We start from the raw sequence: 18,095 nt of genomic DNA, 5'->3' as shown, positions 1-18,095 counted from the left end.
CGCGCAGCAGGTTCGTTCCGCTCAGCTCGGCCAGGAAACCGGTGCTGGGCCGGCCCAGCACCTCGGCCACCGGGCCCTCGGCCGCCACCCGGCCCGCCTCCAGACAGACCAGGTGGTCGGCCAGCGCCCACAGGTCAAGCGGGTCGTGGGTGACCAGCAGGGTCGTCGGCCGAACCGAGCCCGACAGCCGTCGCGCCAGCACCCGACGCATGGCTGCGGCCGCGGCCACGTCCAGCGCCGCAAAGGGCTCATCAAGCAGCAGTACCGATGGGTCGGTGGCCAGCGCCCGGGCCAGGGCCACCCGCTGGGCCTGGCCGCCGGACAGGCTGGCGGGGCGACGCCCGGCGAACTGTTCGGCCCCCACCGCCTCCAGCTCGGCCCACGCGCGCTGGCGCGCGGCTCGACGGGAGGCCCCGCGCGCCCTCGGACCGAAGGCCACATTGCCCAGCACGTCCAGGTGACCGAAGAGCAATGGGCGCTGCTGCAGCAGGGCGATCGGCCGTCGGTGGGTGGGTAGGTGCAGCCCCTCACCACTGACCAGCCGCCCATCGATCTCCACCCGGCCTGCGCCGGGGCGCAGTTGTCCAGCCACCAGCTGCACCAGGGTGGACTTGCCGGCACCATTGGGCCCCACCAGAGCCGTGGTCCGACCGGCCGGGATCGTGAGGTCCACCCGCACGTCGCGGGCCGGGACCCGGACGTCGATCCGCATCCCCGGGGCGGCAGCCTCAGTCATGGGGCTGCCTCCGGGCGGCCCAACCGGACAGCCCCATCAGCACGACGGCCAGCACCAGCAGCACGAAGGACAGCGCGAGCGCACCGTCGGGGTCACTCTCCCGGGTGAGGTAGATCGCCTGCGGCAGGGTCTGGGTAACCCCGGGCAGTGAGCCGGCGAAGGTGAGCGTCGCCCCGAACTCCCCCAGCGCCCGGGCGAAGGCCATCGCCGCCCCACCGATCAACGCCGGCGCCAGCAATGGGAGCGTCACCCGGGTGAGGGTGCGGGTGGGCGAGGCGCCCAGGGTGGCCGCCACCCGCTCGAACTCCGGGTCCAGGGTGCGCAGCGCCCCCTCCAGCGCCACCACGAAATAGGGCATCGCGACGAAGGTCTGGCCCAGCACCACGGCCAGGGTGGTGAACCCGATCTCGACTCCCCAGGCGGACAGCTGGGCCCCCAGCAGCCCACGTCGGCCAAGCGTGACCAGCAGGGCCAGGCCAGCCACCACCGGGGGCAGGACCATCGGCAGCACGGCCAGGACCCGCCCCAGTTGCGCCAAGGGCCCGCGGGTGCGGGCCAGCAGCACGGCCAGCGGAAGGCCGAACAGCACCACCAGCACCAGGGAGGCGGTACAGGTGAGCAGGCTGAGCCGCAGCGCGGCCACGGACTCTGGTTGGCCGACCAGTTCCACCAGACGCGTCCAGGGGATCCGGACGAGCAGACCGAGGATCGGCAGGGCGGCCAGGAGCATCGCGAGCCCCGCCGGCAGGTACAGCCAGCGGGGCAGCGATGGATTGGTGGTGGGCCCGGTCACGGCTTCCCGAAACCGGCGTCGGCCAACACCTGTTGACCCCTCGGCCCGGTCACCGCGTCGACGAAGTCGTGCGCCAACTGGGGTCGTCGGGCATGGGCGGTCACCGCGATCGGGTAGCGGTTCACCGCCTTGTCCGCACCGGGGATGGCAACGGCCCCCACCCTGTCCCCCGCACCCTTCGCATCGGTGGCATACACCACGCCGGCGTCGGCCTCACCGGAGACGACCTTGCCCAGCACGTCGGTGACGCTCTGCTCGGCAGACACCGGCTCGAGCGTGATTCCCAGATCCCTGGAGAGCTTGGCGGTGGCATTGCCGCAGGGCACGCCGTCGGCGCACACGACGAGCTTCCGGCCCCGCAGGGACTGGTCCAGGCCGGTGATCTTGAGCGGGTTGCCCGGGGCGACGGCCAGGGTGAGCACATTGGTGGCGAAGATCATCGGGGTTGCGGTGACCAGCTTGCCGTCGGTGGCCCGGGCCATGTTCTTCTCGTCCGCGGAGGCGAAGACGTCGGCCGGGGCCCCCTCCTTCAGCTGTGTGACCAGGGTGGAGCTGCCATTGAAGGAATAATTGATCTTGGTGCCGGGATGGGCGGCCTCGAAATCCTTGCCGATGACCTCGAAGGAGGACTTGAGTGAGGCGGCGGCGAAGACGGTCAGGGTCTCGCTCTCCTGCTCGCCAGCGGAGCAGGCCGTCAGCCCCAGGGCGAGGGCCAGACCCGCAACCAGTGCCAGCCGGGATGTCAGGGGGGCGCGGTTCACGACAGGTCCCCGTCCAGGTAGACCCAGCGCCCGGCGCGACGGACGAAGAAGCTGCGCTCGGCCAGCACCCCACGGGCGCGGCCCTGCCGCCACCGGGCGGTGAAGACCACCTCGCCGGACTCATCCTCCGGGCCGCCGTCGACCACCTCGGTGATGGTCAGGGCCTCCCAGACCTGCCCCGGGTCGGGGACGACGTCGTCGGGACGCTTCGACGGGTGCCAGCTGCGAAAGAGGTGATTGGCTGCCTGCGGATGCCGGGCACCGAGCGCGAAGGCGACATAGCGGGAGCGCATCAGCGCCTCGGCCGTGGGCGCCGGATGACCATCCAGGTAGGGGCCGCAGCAGGCCGCCAGGGGCCGTCCGGTGCCACACGGGCAGGGCTGGTCATCCAGGCTGGTCACCGCTCAGACCTGTCCGCTGCGGCGCTTGCCGACCCTGGTCTTGGCGGGCTTGACGGCCATCCGGGCGACGGGGACCGAGATCATGGCAGGCATGATCTTGGCGACGTGGCCCTGCAGCGCGTTGTAGAGACCGTCGGTGACGCTGGGCAGCCGGCGGTCCAGCGCCTTGAAGGTGCTGGCCACCACCTGGTCCGGGGTGCGGCGCTTGCCCAGCACCTGGTCATCGCCGGCGGCGTCGAAGAAGGCGGTGTCGGTGGGGCCGGGGCAGATGGCCGTGACCCGGACCGGGGTGTTGCGGGTCTCCTGCCACAACGCCTGGCTGAAGCTCAGCACGAAGGCCTTGGTGGCGGCGTAGACGGCCATCGTCGGGATCGGCTGGAAGGCGGCGGTGCTGGCCACATTGATGATCGAGCCCTGCTTCCGGGCGAGCATTCCCGGCAGGAAGAGGCGGCTGAGGTGCGCGACGGCGCCGCAGTTCAGCCCGATCTCATCGTTCAACCGGTCGACATCGGCGGTGGCCAGCTCCCCGATGGTGCCGAAGCCGGCATTGTTCACCAGCACCGCCACCTGGATCTGGCGTCGCTCCAGTTCCGCGAACAGCTCAGTGCGGGCGGTCTCCTCGGAGAGATCGGCGGGCAGCACCACAGCCTCGACGCCGTAGCGGGCGCGGGCGTCGGCGGCAATCCGCTCCAGCTCCTCGGTGCGACGGCTGACCAGCACCAGGTCATGGCCCTGACTGGCGAGGTGGTTGCAGAAGGCCTGTCCCAGGCCGCCGGAGGCTCCGGTCACGAGTGCATGCATGGCCCCAGCCTAGTCGTGGCCTCGACGGGGCGGACCCGGCACGGACCGCCCTCCGAGGTATCCAGGGCAGGCGGACCCGGGACGCTTCCCAGAAGAGGTCTCGCAGGGTGTGTGCATGGTGGTGTGTATGCACACTTGGCCCCGGGGCCCTTGCAGAAGCGGCTCGCAACCGGCGCCCCCGAGCGGCGTCGTTCGGGGCGAGCAGCGTCGTGCGGGGGGCTATCCGCCAGGACACGCGCCACCTTGCGCCAGTCCAGGCACCTTGCGCCACCTCTTGCTGGTTGCGCCCCGAAGACCGGGTTCAGGGTGCATGGGGCGGCGCGACGAGCCGCACGTGGCGCGACGTGTGACCCGGCTCAGGGGCCCGGGCCGGAGGTCAGGGGCCGAGCCAGGGGTCAGGGACGGGTAAGGGCTCAGGGACCGGCCAGCAGGGTGACCAGCCCGAGCATCAGCGGCACCAGCCCGAAAGCCACCACCGCATTGGCGATGAACAGCACGGTGCGTTGCTGCTTGGCGGCCACCAGCGAGCCTGCCACACCGAGGACGGTGACCATCACCGCGATCGCCAACGGGGCCATGGTGCCCATCAGGTGGGCCCAGGGCAGCCCCAGACCCAGCAGGATGGCGAGCACCAGGGCCAGGACGGGGAACCAGCCCCGACGGGTGGCTGGCCGGGCGGTCTGCGGCGTGGAAGTCATGGCCTCGACGTTATCGGACCAGGGCGTCCCCTCGACATGCTCGGGGATCGTGATGGGGCGGGCCGGGGATCGTGATGGGGCGGGCCGGTGATCGTGATGGAGCAGCCCCGGGGATCCTGACCGGACCAACCCGGGGATCCTGACGCGGCGAGCCCGGGGACCCCGACGGGGCCAACCCGGTGATCTTGGCGGACCGAACTCGGCGCGCGACCCAGCCCGTCGGAGCCCTCAGATGCCGGCGTAGGAGTGCAGCCCGCTGACCAGCAGGTTGATCCCGATGAAGTTGAACCAGAAGCTGGCCACGCCGATGATCGCGATGATCGCGGCATTGCGGCCGCGCCAACCGGCCGTCGCCCGGGCGTGCAGGTACATCGCGTAGACCACCCAGGTGACCAGGCTCCAGGTCTCCTTGGGGTCCCAGCCCCAGAACCGGCCCCAGGCGTACTCGGCCCAGATGGAGCCGGCGGCGATGGTGAAGGTCCAGATCGGGAAGGCGAAGGCGTGCGCCCGGTAGGCAAAGGTGTCCATCTGCTTGGCCGACGGCAGCTTGGCCAGGTAGCCGGTGCGGGCCCTGCCGGCGGCCTTGGCCTCGGCTCGTTCCTGGAAGAGGTAGATGATCGACGCCATGCCGCCCAGGTTGAAGGCGGCGCCGGCGATGCAGGCGGCGACGATGTGGATGATAAACCAGACCGAGTGCAGGGCCGGCACCAGCGGCGCCACCGCGACGTAGAAGACGGTGGCGGCCAGCCCATTGCCGACGGCCAGCAGCAGGGTGATCGGCAGCCCCAGCCAGCGCATCCCCTTGGTGGTGGCCAGCAGGACATAGGCGATCACGACGAACAGCAGGGCGGAGATGGTGAACTCGTACATGTTGCCCCACGGCGCCCGGTGGGCCGCGACCCCGCGCAGCACCGTGCCCAGAGCGTGGCTGGCCAGGGCCACGAACGTGAGGCCCATGCCCATCCGGCCGAACATGTCCACCCGCAGCTTGGCGGCATCCTCGTCGGGGCTGCCCGGGGTGAGGGCGGCGGGGTGGCTGGAGGGGGTGGCCTCGACCGGCTCGGCCACCGTGGAAGACGGCTCGGGGATCGTGGAGGACGGCCCGGTTGCCCCCGCGACAGCCTCGGGGAGCGTGGCAGCAGGCGCACCGGCGCCGACGGTCTGCAGGGTGCGGGCCTGGGCGGAGGCCTCGACACGCTCGGCTACCGTGGAAGAGGACTCGGCCACCGTGGAAGTGGACTCGGACACCGGGGAGGACTGCCCGGCCAGCGGAGTGGAGGCGTCGGCGCGCGCGGGGGAAGGGTCCGCGGACAGGCCGCGGGCGGCGGCCCACTCGGCGGCGTGCGCCATGAAGGCCAGCAGGTACAGCACCGCGGCGGTGACGATCCCCAGCGCGGACAACTCCTGGATGCTCACTTCTTCTCCTCCTTGCCGGCGGCCGCTGCGGCCAGCGCGTCGACGTGGTCGGCCAGTCCGGTACGAGCATCGGCGCGGTCCAGTCCGGCGGTCTCCAGCACAAGAGTGCCATCTTCCGCGCGGCGGGTGCGGATCCACAGCCGTCGCGGACGCACGAACAGGCTCAGGCAAAGGCCCAGCACGGCGGCGGCAATCGAGCCGAAGGTCAGCGGCAGTCCGGGCGCGCGGCTGATCTGCACCTTGCTCCAGCGGCTCCACCCGTCCAGCTCGATGCTGCCCTTGCCATCGGGCAGGGTGTAGCCCTCCCCCGGCTTGAGCATGAAGCGCAGGATGTCGTCGCCATTCTTGAACTGGGTCAGCCCCGCGGTGTCCAGCGCGTAGATGTTCTCCGGCCGGCCGGTCTCGGTCTTCGGCTTGCCGTGGTAGGCGTTCAGGAAGAGCTTGGGGTTGAAGGCGTCGGGGAACTTGGACTGGCCCATCATCCCGGACTCGGGGGCGGTGGGCAGGAAGACGCCCTGGAAGGCGAGCCGTTCGGGGCGGGCGTCGGGCACCTTGATCACCCCCGACGAGGTGAAGTTGCCGTCCTGCGGCAGGAAGACCACCGGCCCGGACCAGGCCACCTTGCCATTGCCGTCCTTGACCGTGACATGCGCGGCGTAGCCGTGGCCGATCAGGTGGATCTTGTTGCCGGCGATGGTGGCCGGGTGGTTCACCCGCACCGTCTCCGCCCGAATTGCACCATCCTCGGTGACGTCCATCTTTGCCTGGAAGTCCCGGGCCGCGCCGCGCTGCACCTGGCCGGTCTCGAACTTCACGATGAACTGCTTGAGCTTCATGGTGAAGGGGGCCAGGTTGTCGGTGTCCACCCAGGCGCCGGCGTGGTACTCGTCGTACTGGGTGATGGAATTGCTGAAGCCCTGCCCTTCCACCAGGATCGTGGAGCCCTTGAAGCCGAGCATGTTGTTCCAGGCGATCCCCAACAGCACGAAGACCAGGCTGAGGTGAAAGAGCAGGTTGCCGAATTCCCGCAGGTAGCCGCGTTCGGCGCTGATCGCCAGACTGCCGTCGGCCAGGGTGCTCCGCTCGGTCCGGAAGCGGCTCTTGCGCAGCCAGGCCTCGGCCCGGTCCATGCTGGTCTGGGCCTGCGCGGCTTCCAGGCTGGTCAGCCGGTGCTCCGGAAGCCGGTCCAGCCGCGACGGGAGGCGCGCGGGGCGGCCGCGGACGGCCTTCCAGTAGACCCGGATCCGGGGCAGGATGCAGCCGATCAGGCTGACGAACAGCAGCAGGTAGATGGCGCTGAACCAGGGCGAGGTGTAGACGTCGTACATCCCCAGCGGCTCGTAGAACCTGTCCAGCGTGGGGTGGTCCGTCTTGAACTGGGTGACCTTCTGCGCGCTCTGGCCGCGCTGCGGGATCAGCGAGCCGGGGATGGCGCCCAGCGCCAGCAGGAAGAGCAGGGCCAGCGCGGTGCGCATGCTGGTCAGCTGGGTCCAGACCCAGCGCAGGGCCTCCACCGGCTTCTGGGCGGGTGCGGCCGCGCGGGTGCTGGTGCTCATCGGTTCCTCTCGCCGGGCTGCGGGATGGTCGGTGGGATCGGGGCCGGGTGTGGGGGTTGGGCTGGGTGTGGGGGTTGGGCCTGCCATCAGATCGGCGCCCCGTAGCTGACCGCCCACTGCCGCAGCAGCCCCATCAGCGCATCCCAGGCGCCGGTGACCAGCATGAGACCGACGGCCACCATCAGCAGCCCGCCGAAGCGCTGCACCGCCAACTGGTGACGCTTGACGAAGCCGATCGCCCGCCCCATCCGGGTCAGGGCCAGCCCGGCCAGGATGAAGGGCAGGCCCAGACCCAGGGCGTAGCAGAAGGCCAGGAAGGCACCCCGACCCTGCGAACCCTCGTTCATGGCCAGACCCAGCACGACGGACAGGGCCGGCCCCATGCACGGGGTCCAGCCGACACCGAAGACGATCCCCAGCAGCGGCGCCGCGGCGATCCCCAGCCGGGGCACCCGGTGCAGCCGCAGCTCGCGCTGCCCCATCGGCACGATGCCCAGGAAGACCGCCCCCAAGACAATCGTGAGCAGCCCCACCGCCACGGTGATCAACCGCTGATGGGTGATCAAGGCCGCCCCCAGGCCGCCGATCAGGGCACCCGTCGCGACGAAGACGGCGGCGAAGCCGAGCACGAACAGGGAGCTGCCCAGCAGCATCCGGCCACGACGACCACCCTCCTGCACCTCGGCGGCGCTGAGGCCCGTCGCAAAGCTGAGGTAGCCGGGCAGCAGCGGCAGGACGCACGGGGAGAAGAAGCTGAGCAGGCCGGCCAGGGCGGCCACCGGGATGGCCAGCAGCATGGAGCCACCAATCGCCCCCTCCACCCAGGCGCCGGTCTCCAGCAGGGGCAGCATGGCGGCGCCCGCGGCGGGATCGGTCAGGCCGGGCAGGGTGGTCTGCAGCAGGGTCAGCACTTGGGATCACTCACTCGGGGTTCATTCACTTGCCCGCGGCAATGTCCTCGACGACGCCCACCAAGGTGGACGTCGTGGCCTCGCCCAGGATCCGGGCGGCGATCCGCCCCTCCTTGTCGATCACCAGGGTGCTCGGAATCGCCTTGGCCGGCAGCACCTTGAAGGCCAGCAGCAGGGCACCGTCCGGGTCATAGAGGTTGGGGTAGGTGATCCCGAAGCTGCGGACGAAGGCCTGGCCCTGCGCGGTGTTGGTGTCGCGGGTGTTCAGGCCGACGAACTGGGCCTTCCCAGCGGTCTTCTTGGCCGCTTCCACCAGCGCCGGGGCCTCGTGCCGGCAGGGCGAGCACCAGGAGCCCCAGACGTTCACCACGACGACCTTGCCCCGGTAGTCGGCCAGCGAGAGCTTCTTGCCGTCCAGGGTGGTGCCGGAGATCTCGGGCGCGGGCTTGCGGTCCGCGGGCGGGATCACGGAGAAGTTGCCGTCGCCGACGGCGAAGCCGTCCTCCGCGTTGACCCCCGACGAGTCGCTGCAGCCGGTCAGCGTCGTCAGGGCGGCCAGCGGGAGCAGGCCCGCCGCGCCCAGCAGCCGCCGGCGGCTCGGCCGGGCCACGGTCACAGGGCTTTCCGGGCCGCCGCCGCGGCCTTGGGCAGGGCGTCGACCACCCGGTCGATCACAGTGGCGTCGTGCGCGGCCGACAGGAACCAGCACTCGTAGCCCGACGGCGGCAGGTAGACGCCCTGGTCAAGCATGGCGTGGAAGAAGGCGGCGAAGGCCTCGTCACTCTGCTGCTGCGCCTGCTGGTAGTTGGTGACCGGGCCCTCGGTGCCCAGGAAGACGCTGAACATGGAGTTGGCGGTGTTGATGGTGTGCGGCACGCCGAAGGCGCTCAGCGCGGTGTGCACCGACTGCTGCAGGGTGGCGGAGATCTGGTCCAGGTGGGTGTACACCTCGTCGGTGCACAGCTTCAGGGTGGTGGCACCGGCCACGGAGGCCACCGGGTTCCCGCTCAGGGTGCCAGCTTGGTAGACGCCGCCGACGGGCGACAGGTGCAGCATGTGCTCCGCGGAGCCGCCGAAGGCCGCCGTCGGGAAGCCGCCGCCCATCACCTTGCCGAAGGTCATCAGGTCCGGCTCGACGCCGTCCTTGCCGTACTGGCCGCTGCGGGTGACCCGGAAGCCCGTCATCACCTCGTCGGAGACGAACAGGGCGCCGTGCTCGTGCGCGATCCGCTTCAGGAAGGCGTTGAAGTGCTCCCCCTTCTCCACCGCCGGCTCGATCACGCCCATGTTGCCGGGGCTGGCCTCGGTGATGATGCAGGCGATGTCCTGGCCGTGCTCGGCGAAGATCTTCTCCACGGCGGCGCGGTCGTTGTACGGGGCGACGAGGGTGTCGGCGGCCACCACCTCGGGCACACCGGGGCTGGACGGGATGGCGCGGGCCTCGCGGGTGGCCAGGGTGGCGACGCCGGAACCGGCGGCCACCAGCAGCGAGTCGACGTGGCCGTGGTAGCAGCCGGCGAACTTCACGATCTTGCTGCGGCCGGTGATCCCGCGCGCCAGCCGCAGGACGCTCATGGTGGCCTCCGTGCCGGAGTTGACCAGCCGGACCATCTCGATCGGGGTGCGCTCGACGATCAGCTCGGCCAGCTCCACCTCCGCTTGGGTGGGCGCGCCGAAGGAGGTGCCCTTGGCAGCGGTGGCCCGCACGGCATTCAGCACCTGCGGGTGGGCGTGGCCCAGGATCATCGGCCCCCAGGAGCCCACCAGGTCAACCAGCTCATTGCCGTCGGCGTCGGTGACGAAGGCGCCCTGCGCACTGGTAATGAAACGCGGGGTCCCGCCGACGGCGCGGTAGGCGCGCACGGGCGAGTTCACCCCGCCGGGGATGACCTTCTGGGCGCGGGCGAACAGGTCCTCACTGACGGGCACGGATTGCATGGGGGCCAGCCTATGCGGCCAACGTGGGAACCCCGAATCCATGACCGCCCTGCGGTCTAGCCAATCCTGGCCATCAGACGGCCGCCCAGTCCCTGCCGGGGGTCCGGACCGCGCTCGCCTGTGCACCCTTCACGACTGGTGCTTTCCACAGGCCAATGTTTTCCACAGATCCCCCATCCTCGCTCGCCCACCCTGCTCGAACGGCCTACCGTCAGCCCCATGGGACGGCGAAACATCTACGTCGCGGACAGCCGCGAAGCCTTCTACGACCGAGCCGCGGCCATGGCGGGTAGCCTCTCAGCGGCCATTGACCTCGGCCTCGACCTCTACGTGGCCCGACGGCAGCAGGGTTCGAGCCAGCACAAAGAGATCCAGGTCTACGTGGGGCGGGATGAGGAGCGAGTGCTCAAACGCTTCCATGGTCAAGAACTGGCCGAGTTCCTGATTCCCAACCGCACTCCTGGACGACACGACGGAGTGACGGTCTACCACACCGCCCGCAGCCGGTTGGCATGCTGGCGCTGGTCGGATCCGGATTGGCAGGCCTTGCGCAAGCGGTCATCCCTGCCGCAGATGGAGCTGCACGAAACCTGGTCGGAACGTACCGGCGAGGAATTGCTGGTCTTCGATTCGGTCGCTGAGGTGGTGGCCGCCTTCGATCTGCGCGAGGAGGACCGCACGCTGCTGGAGAACCTGTTCACTCCGCTCCGGGTGGAGGTGCTGGACATCTGAGCATTCGATGATCACCGGCGAACAACCCTTCTAGGACACCCCCTCCGCGGATCATCCTCCGCCGAACCTTCTGGAGACACCTCGCTCAATGTGTGTGTATGTGAGTGTGTATACACACACGATTCGAAAGGTGTCTTCCGAAGAGTCCAGATTGGATCAGTCGCGCTCAGGGATCGGAGGGCTGTTCTTTCGAATTCACCCTGCTGACCGGAGCGGCGTACGGCCGTGTGTATGGACGTGTGTATCCACACCGATTGCAAGACCCCTCCTCGGAGGGCGCGCCCGGCCTCCATGGCACAAACCAAGAAGGTGGTCAGGCCGGGTGACTCAGCAGGCGGCGTAAGTCAGCGAACCGCGTGAGTCAGCGGGCGTGGCGCTGGGCCCACTCCAGCGCCCAGTAGCTCAGCGTGATGTCGGCGCCGGCGCGACGGATGGCCAGCAGGGTCTCGTCGATGGTGCGGTCACGGTCCAGCCAACCGTTGGCGGCGGCGGCCTCCACCATGGAGTACTCGCCGGAGACGTTGTAGGCGGCCACCGGGATGTCGACGGCGTCGGCCACCTGGCGCAGGATGTCCAGGTAGGGCAGGGCCGGCTTCACCATCACGATGTCGGCGCCCTGCTCCACGTCGGCGAAGACCTCGCGCAGCGCCTCCCGGGCATTGGCCGGGTCCTGCTGGTAGGTCTTGCGGTCACCCTGCAGCGAGCTGCCGACGGCCTCCCGGAAGGGGCCGTAGAAGGCGCTGGCGTACTTGGCGCCATAGGCCATGATGGCGACGTCGTCGTGGTCGGCGTCGTCCAGCGCCTCGCGGATGGCCAGCACCTGGCCGTCCATCATGCCGCTGGGGGCGACGACGTGCGCGCCGCACTCGGCGTGGATGCGGGCCATCTCCGCGTAGAGCAGCACCGTCAGGTCATTGTTGACCACGCCGTCGGGATTGAGCACGCCGCAGTGGCCGTGGTCGGTGAACTCGTCGAGGCAGACATCGCTCATCACCAGCAGCTCGTCGCCCACCTCCTGGCGGACCTCGCGGATGGCGCGGTTGAGGATGCCGTCCTCGGCCAGCGCCTTGGTGCCATTGGCGTCCTTGTCCTCCGCCTTCGGCACACCGAACAGCATGATGCCGGCCAGCCCCGCCTCGGCGCAGTCATGGGCCAACTTCTTGATGCCGTCCATCGTGTGCTGGAACTGGCCGGGCATGGAGCTGATCGGGCGCGGCTCGTCAATCCCGTCGGCGACGAAGGCCGGCAGCACCAGGTGCCGCGCCTCCACGCTGTTCTCGCTGACCATGCCGCGCATGGCCGGGTTGGTACGGAGACGACGGGGACGATTGATCATTGAGCCAGTCTAGGACGTGCTCGCAGGGGGCCTCGACAGGCCCGGCCGCCGGGTTTGCTTTCAGGCGGTGGTCGTCTTGCGGCGGCGACGGGTCTCGCTGGGCTTGGTCACCGGGCGTCCCTCGGCGATCAGCTCGTCGCGACGCTCCCGGGCGAAGACGGCCAGGGCATCCACCAGCTCCAGCGCACCCGGCTGCGGGGCGACGACGTCCACCCGCAGCCCGTGCTCGGTGCAGGCGGTGGCGGTCTGCGGCCCGATAGCGGCGATCACCGTGTGATTGTGCGGCTTGCCGGCGATCCCCACCAGGTTGCGCACCGTCGACGAGGAGGTGAAGACCGCGGCGTCGAACTTGCCGGTCTTGATGGCCTCCCGGGTCTCGGCGGGGGGCGGCGAGGCCCGCACGGTGCGGTAGGCGGTGACATCGTCCACCTCCCAGCCCAGCTCGGTCAGCCCCGCCACCAGCACCTCGGTGGCAATGTCGGCCCGGGGCAGGAAGACCCGGTTGATCGGGTCCAGCACCTCGTCGTAGGCGGGGAATTCGGCGGCCAGGCCGGCGGCGGAGTGTTCCCCGGTGGGCACCAGGTCCGGGGTGATCCCCCAGTCCCTCAGCGCCTTGGAGGTGACATTGCCCACGGCGGCAATCCGCAGCCCGCTGAAGGCCCGGGCGTCCAGCCCGTACTCCTCCAGCCGCTCGCGAACGGCTCGCACCGCGTTCACGCTGGTGAAGGCCACCCACTCGTAGGAGCCCTCCACCAGCCCCCGCACGGCCTTGTCCATCTGCTGCGGGGTGCGCGGCGGTTCGACGGAGATGGTGGGCACCTCGTCGGCATGCGCGCCGTACATCTGCAGCCGGGCCACCATCTCGCCCGCCTGGTCCTTGGTGCGGGGCACCAGCACCCGCCAGCCGAACAGCGGCTTGGACTCGAACCAGTCCAGCTCCGGCCGGGGAGTCTCGCTGACCGCGCTGCCGATCATCACGTGCACCGCCAGCTCCGGGTCCAGCGTCCGGGCCACCCGGGGCAGTTCGGACAGCTTGGCTTGGCGGGAGGTCTGCTGGGTGCTGCCACCGGAGAACGTGAGCAGCACCTGCTCGTCGGGGGTGCGGCCGGAGGCCAGGGCCCGGGTCTGCACCGCCACCAACTGGCTGGCGTTGGCGCGGACCACCAGGGTTCCGTCCAGTGGCCACTGGTGATCGCCGTCCAGCTGGTCGGCCTCGCCGGCCTGTGGCACGGCGTTGATCAGGTGCACCCCGGCACCGTCCAGGGCAATCCCGGCGTATTCCGGGATGGCGGTCATGGCGGAGATGCCGGGCACGATCTCGATGTCCAGGCCCGCCTGCACGCAGGCCGCGGCCTCGCGGGAGACCCGGCCGTCCAGGAAGGGGTCACCGGCCACCAGCCGGACGACGCTGCGGCCGTCGACGGCGGCGTCGGTGATGGCCTTGACCCGGGCCTCCAAGGGCGCCTCGGGTGCCTGTTCGGTGGCGGCAAAGCTCAATACCCTCGCCCGGGGGTCCAAGCGGACCGAGGCGTGCTCGGTGAAGGCGCGCAATTCCTCACTGTCCACCAGTACCGCGCCCGCCTCCGCCAGGGCACCGACCGCGGCCAGGGTCAACAGGTTCGGGTCACCGGGACCCGCGCCGACGAACTGCACCCGGCCGGGTGCGTTCGCGATGCCGGCCTCATCATGGTTCATCACCGTGGAACGTCCACCTTCTATTCGGCACCAGCACGCAGCTGGGGCAGGACCTGCTGGGCCAGCCCGGCACCGATGGCTTCGGCGTCGGCGCTCGACCCGTCGCGGACCGCCCGGAGCAGCCCGCCATCGGATGATTGTTTCCCGGCCACCACTGTCAGCGTCAAATCCGTCTCGCCACGGGCGAGCGCCCCGACGGGCGCCAGACAGCCGGCTTCCAAGGTGGACAGGAAGATCCGCTCGGCGGTGACGGCCGCCCGGGTGGCGGCATGGTCCAGCTCCGCCAGGGCCCGCAGCACCTCGTCGGGGGCATCGCTACGGCATTCGACGGCCAGCGCCCCCTGGCCCGCGGCGGGCACCATCAGGTCGACGGCCAGCAGCCGCGCGGGCAGGTCCCCGATGGTCACATCCTGGCTCTGGGTGACCTCGGTGGTCACGGCCTGGAGGTCCAGCCGGCCCAGCCGCAGCAGCCCGGCGGCGGCCAGCAGGGTGGCATCCACCTGGCCGTCGCGCACCAGCGAGAGCCGGGTGTCCACATTGCCGCGGATCGGCACCACGGTGATCTCGACGCCACGATCGGCGGCCAGCTGGCGCAGCTGCACCTCCCGTCGCGGGGAACCGGTGCCCACCACTGTGCCGTCGCGCCACTGCTCGACCCGCAGGCCCACCAGCACGTCGCGGACGTCCTCCCGGGCGGGGATGGCGGCCACGCTCAGCCCCGGCGCCGGCGCCACCGGCAGGTCCTTGAGCGAGTGCACGGCGACGTCGATCCGGTCGGCCAGCAGCTGCTCCCGCACCGCGGTGGCGAAGATCCCCGTGCCGCCGATCTCGGTCAGCCGACGCCGGTCCACATCCCCCAGCGAGTCGATGCCGAGCAGCTCGCACGGGTGCCCCAGCTCAGCCAGCCGCGCGGCCACCCATTCGGCCTGGGCGACGGCCAGCGGGGAGCGCCGGGCTCCAATCCGGATCATGCGCTTGCCTCTTCCTGACCGTCGGCGGTCACGTCCAGCGGATTGAGGGCGGGGACGGCAAGTCCCTCGGCCTGTTCGGTGACGGCCCGCCGTGCCTCGGGCGGGCAGTCGTCGGGATCACTGAGCGCCACGGTGTGCCCCTCCAGGGAGAACAGGGCGCGCAGCGCGGCGGCGTAGTCGACGGGTGCATTGCCACCGGCGAACTCCCGCACCCGCACCGTCGGGGAGTGGATCAGCTTCTCCGCCACCCGGTTGAGCGCATTGTGGATCTCCGCCGCGGCATGCTCGTCCAGCCCGCGCACCCGACGCTCCAGCCGGGCCATCTCCTGGTCCACCACGCCGGTGGCCATCTGGCGCAGCGCCACCACCGTCGGGGTGACGGCCTGGGCACGCTGCCGGGCCAGGAAGGCGGTCACCTCCGAGGAGACCAGCCGGCGGGCGGCCTCCACGTCCAGCTCGTCGCTCCCTTCCGAGGCGGCCTTCAGGCTGGCCAGGTTGACCAGCCGAACCCCCTTCTGAGCGACGTTTTCGTCGACGTCCGGCGGCATCGCCAGGTCGATCACGATCCGCGGGGCCGGGCCGTCGGCCAGGCTCTGGGCACTGATCAGGCTGCCCGACGCGCCGGTGCACGTCACCACGATGTCGTGCGCGGCCACCGCCTCGCCCAGCTGGGACATCGGGATCGCCACGCCGCCCACCTCCGTGGCCAGCCGCTCGGCCTTGGCCAGGGTGCGGTTGGCGCAGTCCACGGTGGCGCCCTGACCGGCCAGCGTGCGGGCGGCCAACCCGGCCATCGCGCCGGCACCGATCACCAACACGGAGCTGTTGGCGGCGTCCAGTTCCCCGTCGAGCTGTTCCAGCGCGGCGGAGAGTACGGAACGGCCGGCCGCGCCGATCGAGGTCTCGGACTGCACCCGCTTGCCCACCCGCAGCGCGGTCTGGAAGAGCTGGTTGATGGCGGGCCCGGAGGTGTGGTCGTCCTGGGCATTGGAGAGCGCCTCACGCACCTGTCCCAGGATCTGGTTCTCCCCCACCACCAGCGAGTCCAGCCCGGCCACCAGCCCGAAGCAGTGCTTCACGGCCGCCTCGTCGTAGTAGACCCGGCAGACCTCGGGCAGGGCGGCCCGCTCCACCCCGGCCCGTCGGGCCAGCGGCTGGGCGACGGCCTCCAGCCCGGCGTGGAAGCGGTCGGTGTCCAGGTAGACCTCGGTGCGGTTGCAGGTGGACAACACCAGCGCCTCGCTCACGTGCGCCGCCTGGGCCAGGCTGCGGGCCAGCGCGCGGCTGGTCTCGTTGTCCATCGACGTGCGCGCCAGCAGGTCAAGACCCGCGGTGCGATGGTTGATGCTGATGGCAAGCAGAGTCACTGGCTTTTCTCCTGCGCAGGCATGACTGGGGCGGCACCGGCCTGGACGGCTACCCGCCGCGCCTCGTGGAAGGCGAGAATGTGCAGCTCCTGACCCAGGTCAACCGTGCGCACGGTGACCCCGTCGGGAGCGGAAAGGGTTGTCGGGGCAAAGTTCAGCACACTGTTCACCCCGGCGTCGACCACCCGGGTGCAAACCTCCTGCGCGGCGGCCACCGGGGTGGTGATGATCACGATCCTGGGGTGGCGGGTGGCGATCTCCTGCTCCAGCTGGTCCGCAGCCACCACCGTGACCCCGGCGATGGTGCTGCCCACCACCTGGGGGTCATTGTCCACCAGGGCCACCAGCCGGAAGTCCGGGTCGAACAGTTCGCTGTGGCTGACCAGCGCGCGCCCCAGATTGCCCACGCCCACCACCATCACCGGCCAGCTGTTCCCGCTGCCGACGTGCTCGCCGATCTCCTTGACCAGGACTGGCACCTCGTAACCCACTCCCCGGGTGCCATAGCTGCCGAAGTGGGACAGGTCCCGACGCAGCAGGGCCGACTGGACGCCAGCGGCCTTGGCCAGCTCGGTGGAACTCACCCGGGTGACCCCGCGCTCGGCCAGTTCCATCAGTGCCCGCAGGTATCCGGGCAGGCGCGCAATCGTCGCCTCCGGGATCTGGTCTGCGGGATTGATCATCACACTCCTGGCCTGGTCATCGCGACGGCAGGGCCGCGGGCGTCATTGCTGGTATGCACTGTAACCACTGGTGAAAATGTTCACAAAGAGGTGCCGTCCGACCCATGGAAGGGCCTGCTGGCCCGCTTCTGCGGATCGGAACAGGCCCCGCAGGGTCGGCCAAGAAACTCAGAGGTGGGCGGTACCGCTCGTCGGGCCGGGTCACAGCGGCGGGGGCGCGGGCACGTCCTCCCCCGCCAGCGCGCGACGCAGCCGCCCCTCGTCCACCTGCCAGTAGTCCAGCAACCGCCCGCGAACATGGATCACCGGCACATGGTCGGTGAACCGGGCGCGCAGCTGCTCGTCGGAATCCACGTCCACCACCGCGACGCTTGTCCCGTGTTCCTGGCTGACCCGGCGAACCACCGGCTCGGCCAGTTCGCACAGATGACAGCCCGTGCGGGTCACCAGCAGGACGTCGCACCCGCGCATGTCCACCGAATCCGTGGTTCCGGCAGCGGGTGCGGGCACACCAACACCCGCAGGCTCGGCGGAGACTGCGGGCTGGCGACGATCACCTCGTGGCCACAGTCGCATCGTCACCCCTGCGGCGCGGTGGCGCCGGCGGGGCCGGTGCGCTGCGCCGAGGTCAACAGGACTTACTTGCCTGCGCGGCGACGCTGGATGCGCGTCTTCTTCAGCAGCTTGCGGTGCTTCTTCTTGGCCATCCGCTTGCGACGCTTCTTGATGACAGAACCCACTGTGGAGCCTTTCCGTGAATGAAGACTGGAATCTTCTTCCAGCCAAGACTTTTTCTCCCAGCACGGCGCGTACCGATGCCCGGGCGACCCCCCAACCTTACCGTCAGGCAACGGTGGGGCGAAATCTGACCGAAGTCCGGCCACCCCCACCCCTCGTGACGACGGATGCTGCGGCCCGGGGAATGAATCGGCTGGCGATATGGTTGGACCATACGTGCCGGTTGCCCGCCCCGTGGCGGCTGCCCGGTGCAGGCTCAGGCCAGGCGCCTGGTCACCACCCGGTGGCTGGCGGCCCGGCGGTCAACGGCGATTCCTGCGGTTGTGTACCCATCCCGATCATCAGGAGATCACCGTGCAGAAGCTGTTCACCCTCGTTGGCAAGCTCGTCGAGGCCTACCCGCAGGCCGTGCTGGGCGACGTCGCCTCCCGCAGCCCCGAGCTCTTCCTGTCCAGCAAGGACCTCACCGCAGACCTGACCGGCCGCTGAGCCCCAGTCGGGTGATCCCCGGCCAGCAGAGCACGACGGGGGATGGGCCGCGCTGGCGGCCCATCCCCCGTCG

At 70.3% G+C, this 18,095-nt stretch carries 19 protein-coding genes and 1 pseudogene; 2 read left to right on the top strand and 18 right to left on the bottom strand.

Features of this window, described 5'->3' with window-relative positions; translation table 11 throughout:
- The 11 genes and pseudogenes from AAEX60_RS11690 to hemL form a co-directional block, all read right to left on the bottom strand.
- On the bottom strand, positions 1-736 hold a 736-nt coding region (locus AAEX60_RS11690; protein ID WP_342103681.1), incomplete at its 3' end, for an ATP-binding cassette domain-containing protein.
- Positions 729-1,529, bottom strand: a complete 801-nt coding sequence (locus tag AAEX60_RS11685; protein ID WP_342103679.1) for an ABC transporter permease — start codon at positions 1,527-1,529, stop codon at positions 729-731. The genes AAEX60_RS11685 and AAEX60_RS11690, both read right to left, overlap by 8 nt.
- Entirely contained in the window at positions 1,526-2,290 is a 765-nt protein-coding gene (modA, locus tag AAEX60_RS11680) for a molybdate ABC transporter substrate-binding protein (RefSeq protein ID WP_342103678.1), read from the bottom strand. Before modA ends, AAEX60_RS11685 begins: the two co-directional genes overlap by 4 nt.
- Positions 2,287-2,691 (bottom strand): YchJ family protein, encoded by a 405-nt coding sequence (locus AAEX60_RS11675; RefSeq protein WP_342103677.1) that lies wholly within the window; start codon positions 2,689-2,691, stop codon positions 2,287-2,289. The genes modA and AAEX60_RS11675 overlap by 4 nt, the downstream gene beginning before the upstream one ends.
- A gap of 3 nt (positions 2,692-2,694) precedes the next feature.
- The gene (locus AAEX60_RS11670; RefSeq protein WP_342103675.1) at positions 2,695-3,492 is read right to left on the bottom strand and encodes an SDR family NAD(P)-dependent oxidoreductase; all 798 of its coding nucleotides are present in this window, start codon (positions 3,490-3,492) and stop codon (positions 2,695-2,697) included.
- Between the two features lie 413 nt (positions 3,493-3,905).
- A complete protein-coding gene (locus AAEX60_RS11665; protein ID WP_342103674.1) occupies positions 3,906-4,190 on the bottom strand; it encodes a hypothetical protein in 285 nt (94 codons plus the stop codon).
- Between the two features lie 228 nt (positions 4,191-4,418).
- Positions 4,419-5,183: pseudogene (gene ccsB / locus AAEX60_RS11660) on the bottom strand (c-type cytochrome biogenesis protein CcsB); the annotation flags it as partial.
- Between the two features lie 419 nt (positions 5,184-5,602).
- A complete protein-coding gene (resB, locus tag AAEX60_RS11655) occupies positions 5,603-7,162 on the bottom strand; it encodes a cytochrome c biogenesis protein ResB (protein ID WP_342103672.1) in 1,560 nt (519 codons plus the stop codon).
- 86 nt (positions 7,163-7,248) lie between these two features.
- On the bottom strand, positions 7,249-7,959 hold the full coding sequence (locus AAEX60_RS11650) for a cytochrome c biogenesis CcdA family protein (protein WP_342103688.1): 711 nt from the start codon (positions 7,957-7,959) through the stop codon (positions 7,249-7,251).
- A gap of 139 nt (positions 7,960-8,098) precedes the next feature.
- On the bottom strand, positions 8,099-8,683 hold the full coding sequence (locus AAEX60_RS11645) for a TlpA family protein disulfide reductase (protein ID WP_446721317.1): 585 nt from the start codon (positions 8,681-8,683) through the stop codon (positions 8,099-8,101).
- A gap of 2 nt (positions 8,684-8,685) precedes the next feature.
- The gene (hemL, locus tag AAEX60_RS11640) at positions 8,686-10,011 is read right to left on the bottom strand and encodes a glutamate-1-semialdehyde 2,1-aminomutase (protein ID WP_342103670.1); all 1,326 of its coding nucleotides are present in this window, start codon (positions 10,009-10,011) and stop codon (positions 8,686-8,688) included.
- Between the two features lie 219 nt (positions 10,012-10,230).
- Between hemL and AAEX60_RS11635 the strand changes: the two genes are divergently transcribed.
- Positions 10,231-10,743: an EXLDI protein gene (locus AAEX60_RS11635; protein WP_342103668.1), complete on the top strand. Its 513-nt coding sequence runs from the start codon at positions 10,231-10,233 to the stop codon at positions 10,741-10,743.
- Positions 10,744-11,104: 361 nt separating this feature from the next.
- On the opposite strand, the gene hemB is transcribed toward AAEX60_RS11635, so the two are convergent.
- The 7 genes from hemB to AAEX60_RS11600 all read right to left on the bottom strand — a co-directional run bounded on the left by hemB (position 11,105) and on the right by AAEX60_RS11600 (position 17,535).
- Positions 11,105-12,079, bottom strand: a complete 975-nt coding sequence (gene hemB, locus AAEX60_RS11630) for a porphobilinogen synthase (RefSeq protein WP_342103666.1) — start codon at positions 12,077-12,079, stop codon at positions 11,105-11,107.
- A 60-nt stretch (positions 12,080-12,139) separates the two neighbouring features.
- Entirely contained in the window at positions 12,140-13,774 is a 1,635-nt protein-coding gene (locus AAEX60_RS11625; protein ID WP_342103686.1) for a uroporphyrinogen-III synthase, read from the bottom strand.
- Positions 13,775-13,794: 20 nt separating this feature from the next.
- A complete protein-coding gene (gene hemC, locus AAEX60_RS11620) occupies positions 13,795-14,745 on the bottom strand; it encodes a hydroxymethylbilane synthase (RefSeq protein ID WP_342103663.1) in 951 nt (316 codons plus the stop codon).
- A complete protein-coding gene (locus AAEX60_RS11615) occupies positions 14,742-16,112 on the bottom strand; it encodes a glutamyl-tRNA reductase (RefSeq protein WP_342103661.1) in 1,371 nt (456 codons plus the stop codon). Before AAEX60_RS11615 ends, hemC begins: the two co-directional genes overlap by 4 nt.
- The gene (locus tag AAEX60_RS11610; protein ID WP_342103659.1) at positions 16,109-16,795 is read right to left on the bottom strand and encodes a redox-sensing transcriptional repressor Rex; all 687 of its coding nucleotides are present in this window, start codon (positions 16,793-16,795) and stop codon (positions 16,109-16,111) included. The genes AAEX60_RS11615 and AAEX60_RS11610 overlap by 4 nt, the downstream gene beginning before the upstream one ends.
- 201 nt (positions 16,796-16,996) lie before the next feature.
- The gene (locus tag AAEX60_RS11605) at positions 16,997-17,305 is read right to left on the bottom strand and encodes a glutaredoxin family protein (RefSeq protein WP_342103657.1); all 309 of its coding nucleotides are present in this window, start codon (positions 17,303-17,305) and stop codon (positions 16,997-16,999) included.
- Positions 17,306-17,433: 128 nt separating this feature from the next.
- Positions 17,434-17,535 carry a 30S ribosomal protein bS22 gene (locus tag AAEX60_RS11600; protein ID WP_002550589.1) on the bottom strand — a complete coding sequence of 34 codons (102 nt, stop codon included), beginning with the start codon at positions 17,533-17,535 and terminating at the stop codon, positions 17,434-17,436.
- Between the two features lie 352 nt (positions 17,536-17,887).
- Here AAEX60_RS11600 and AAEX60_RS11595 point away from each other — a divergent pair, with 352 nt between their 5' ends.
- Positions 17,888-18,022 carry a hypothetical protein gene (locus AAEX60_RS11595; RefSeq protein ID WP_342103655.1) on the top strand — a complete coding sequence of 45 codons (135 nt, stop codon included), beginning with the start codon at positions 17,888-17,890 and terminating at the stop codon, positions 18,020-18,022.
- Positions 18,023-18,095 lie beyond the last annotated feature (73 nt).

Origin of the sequence: Luteococcus sp. H101 (assembly GCF_038433155.1) — a bacterium.
GTDB lineage: Bacteria > Actinomycetota > Actinomycetes > Propionibacteriales > Propionibacteriaceae > Luteococcus.
This window is presented reverse-complemented; position numbering and strand designations above follow the sequence as displayed.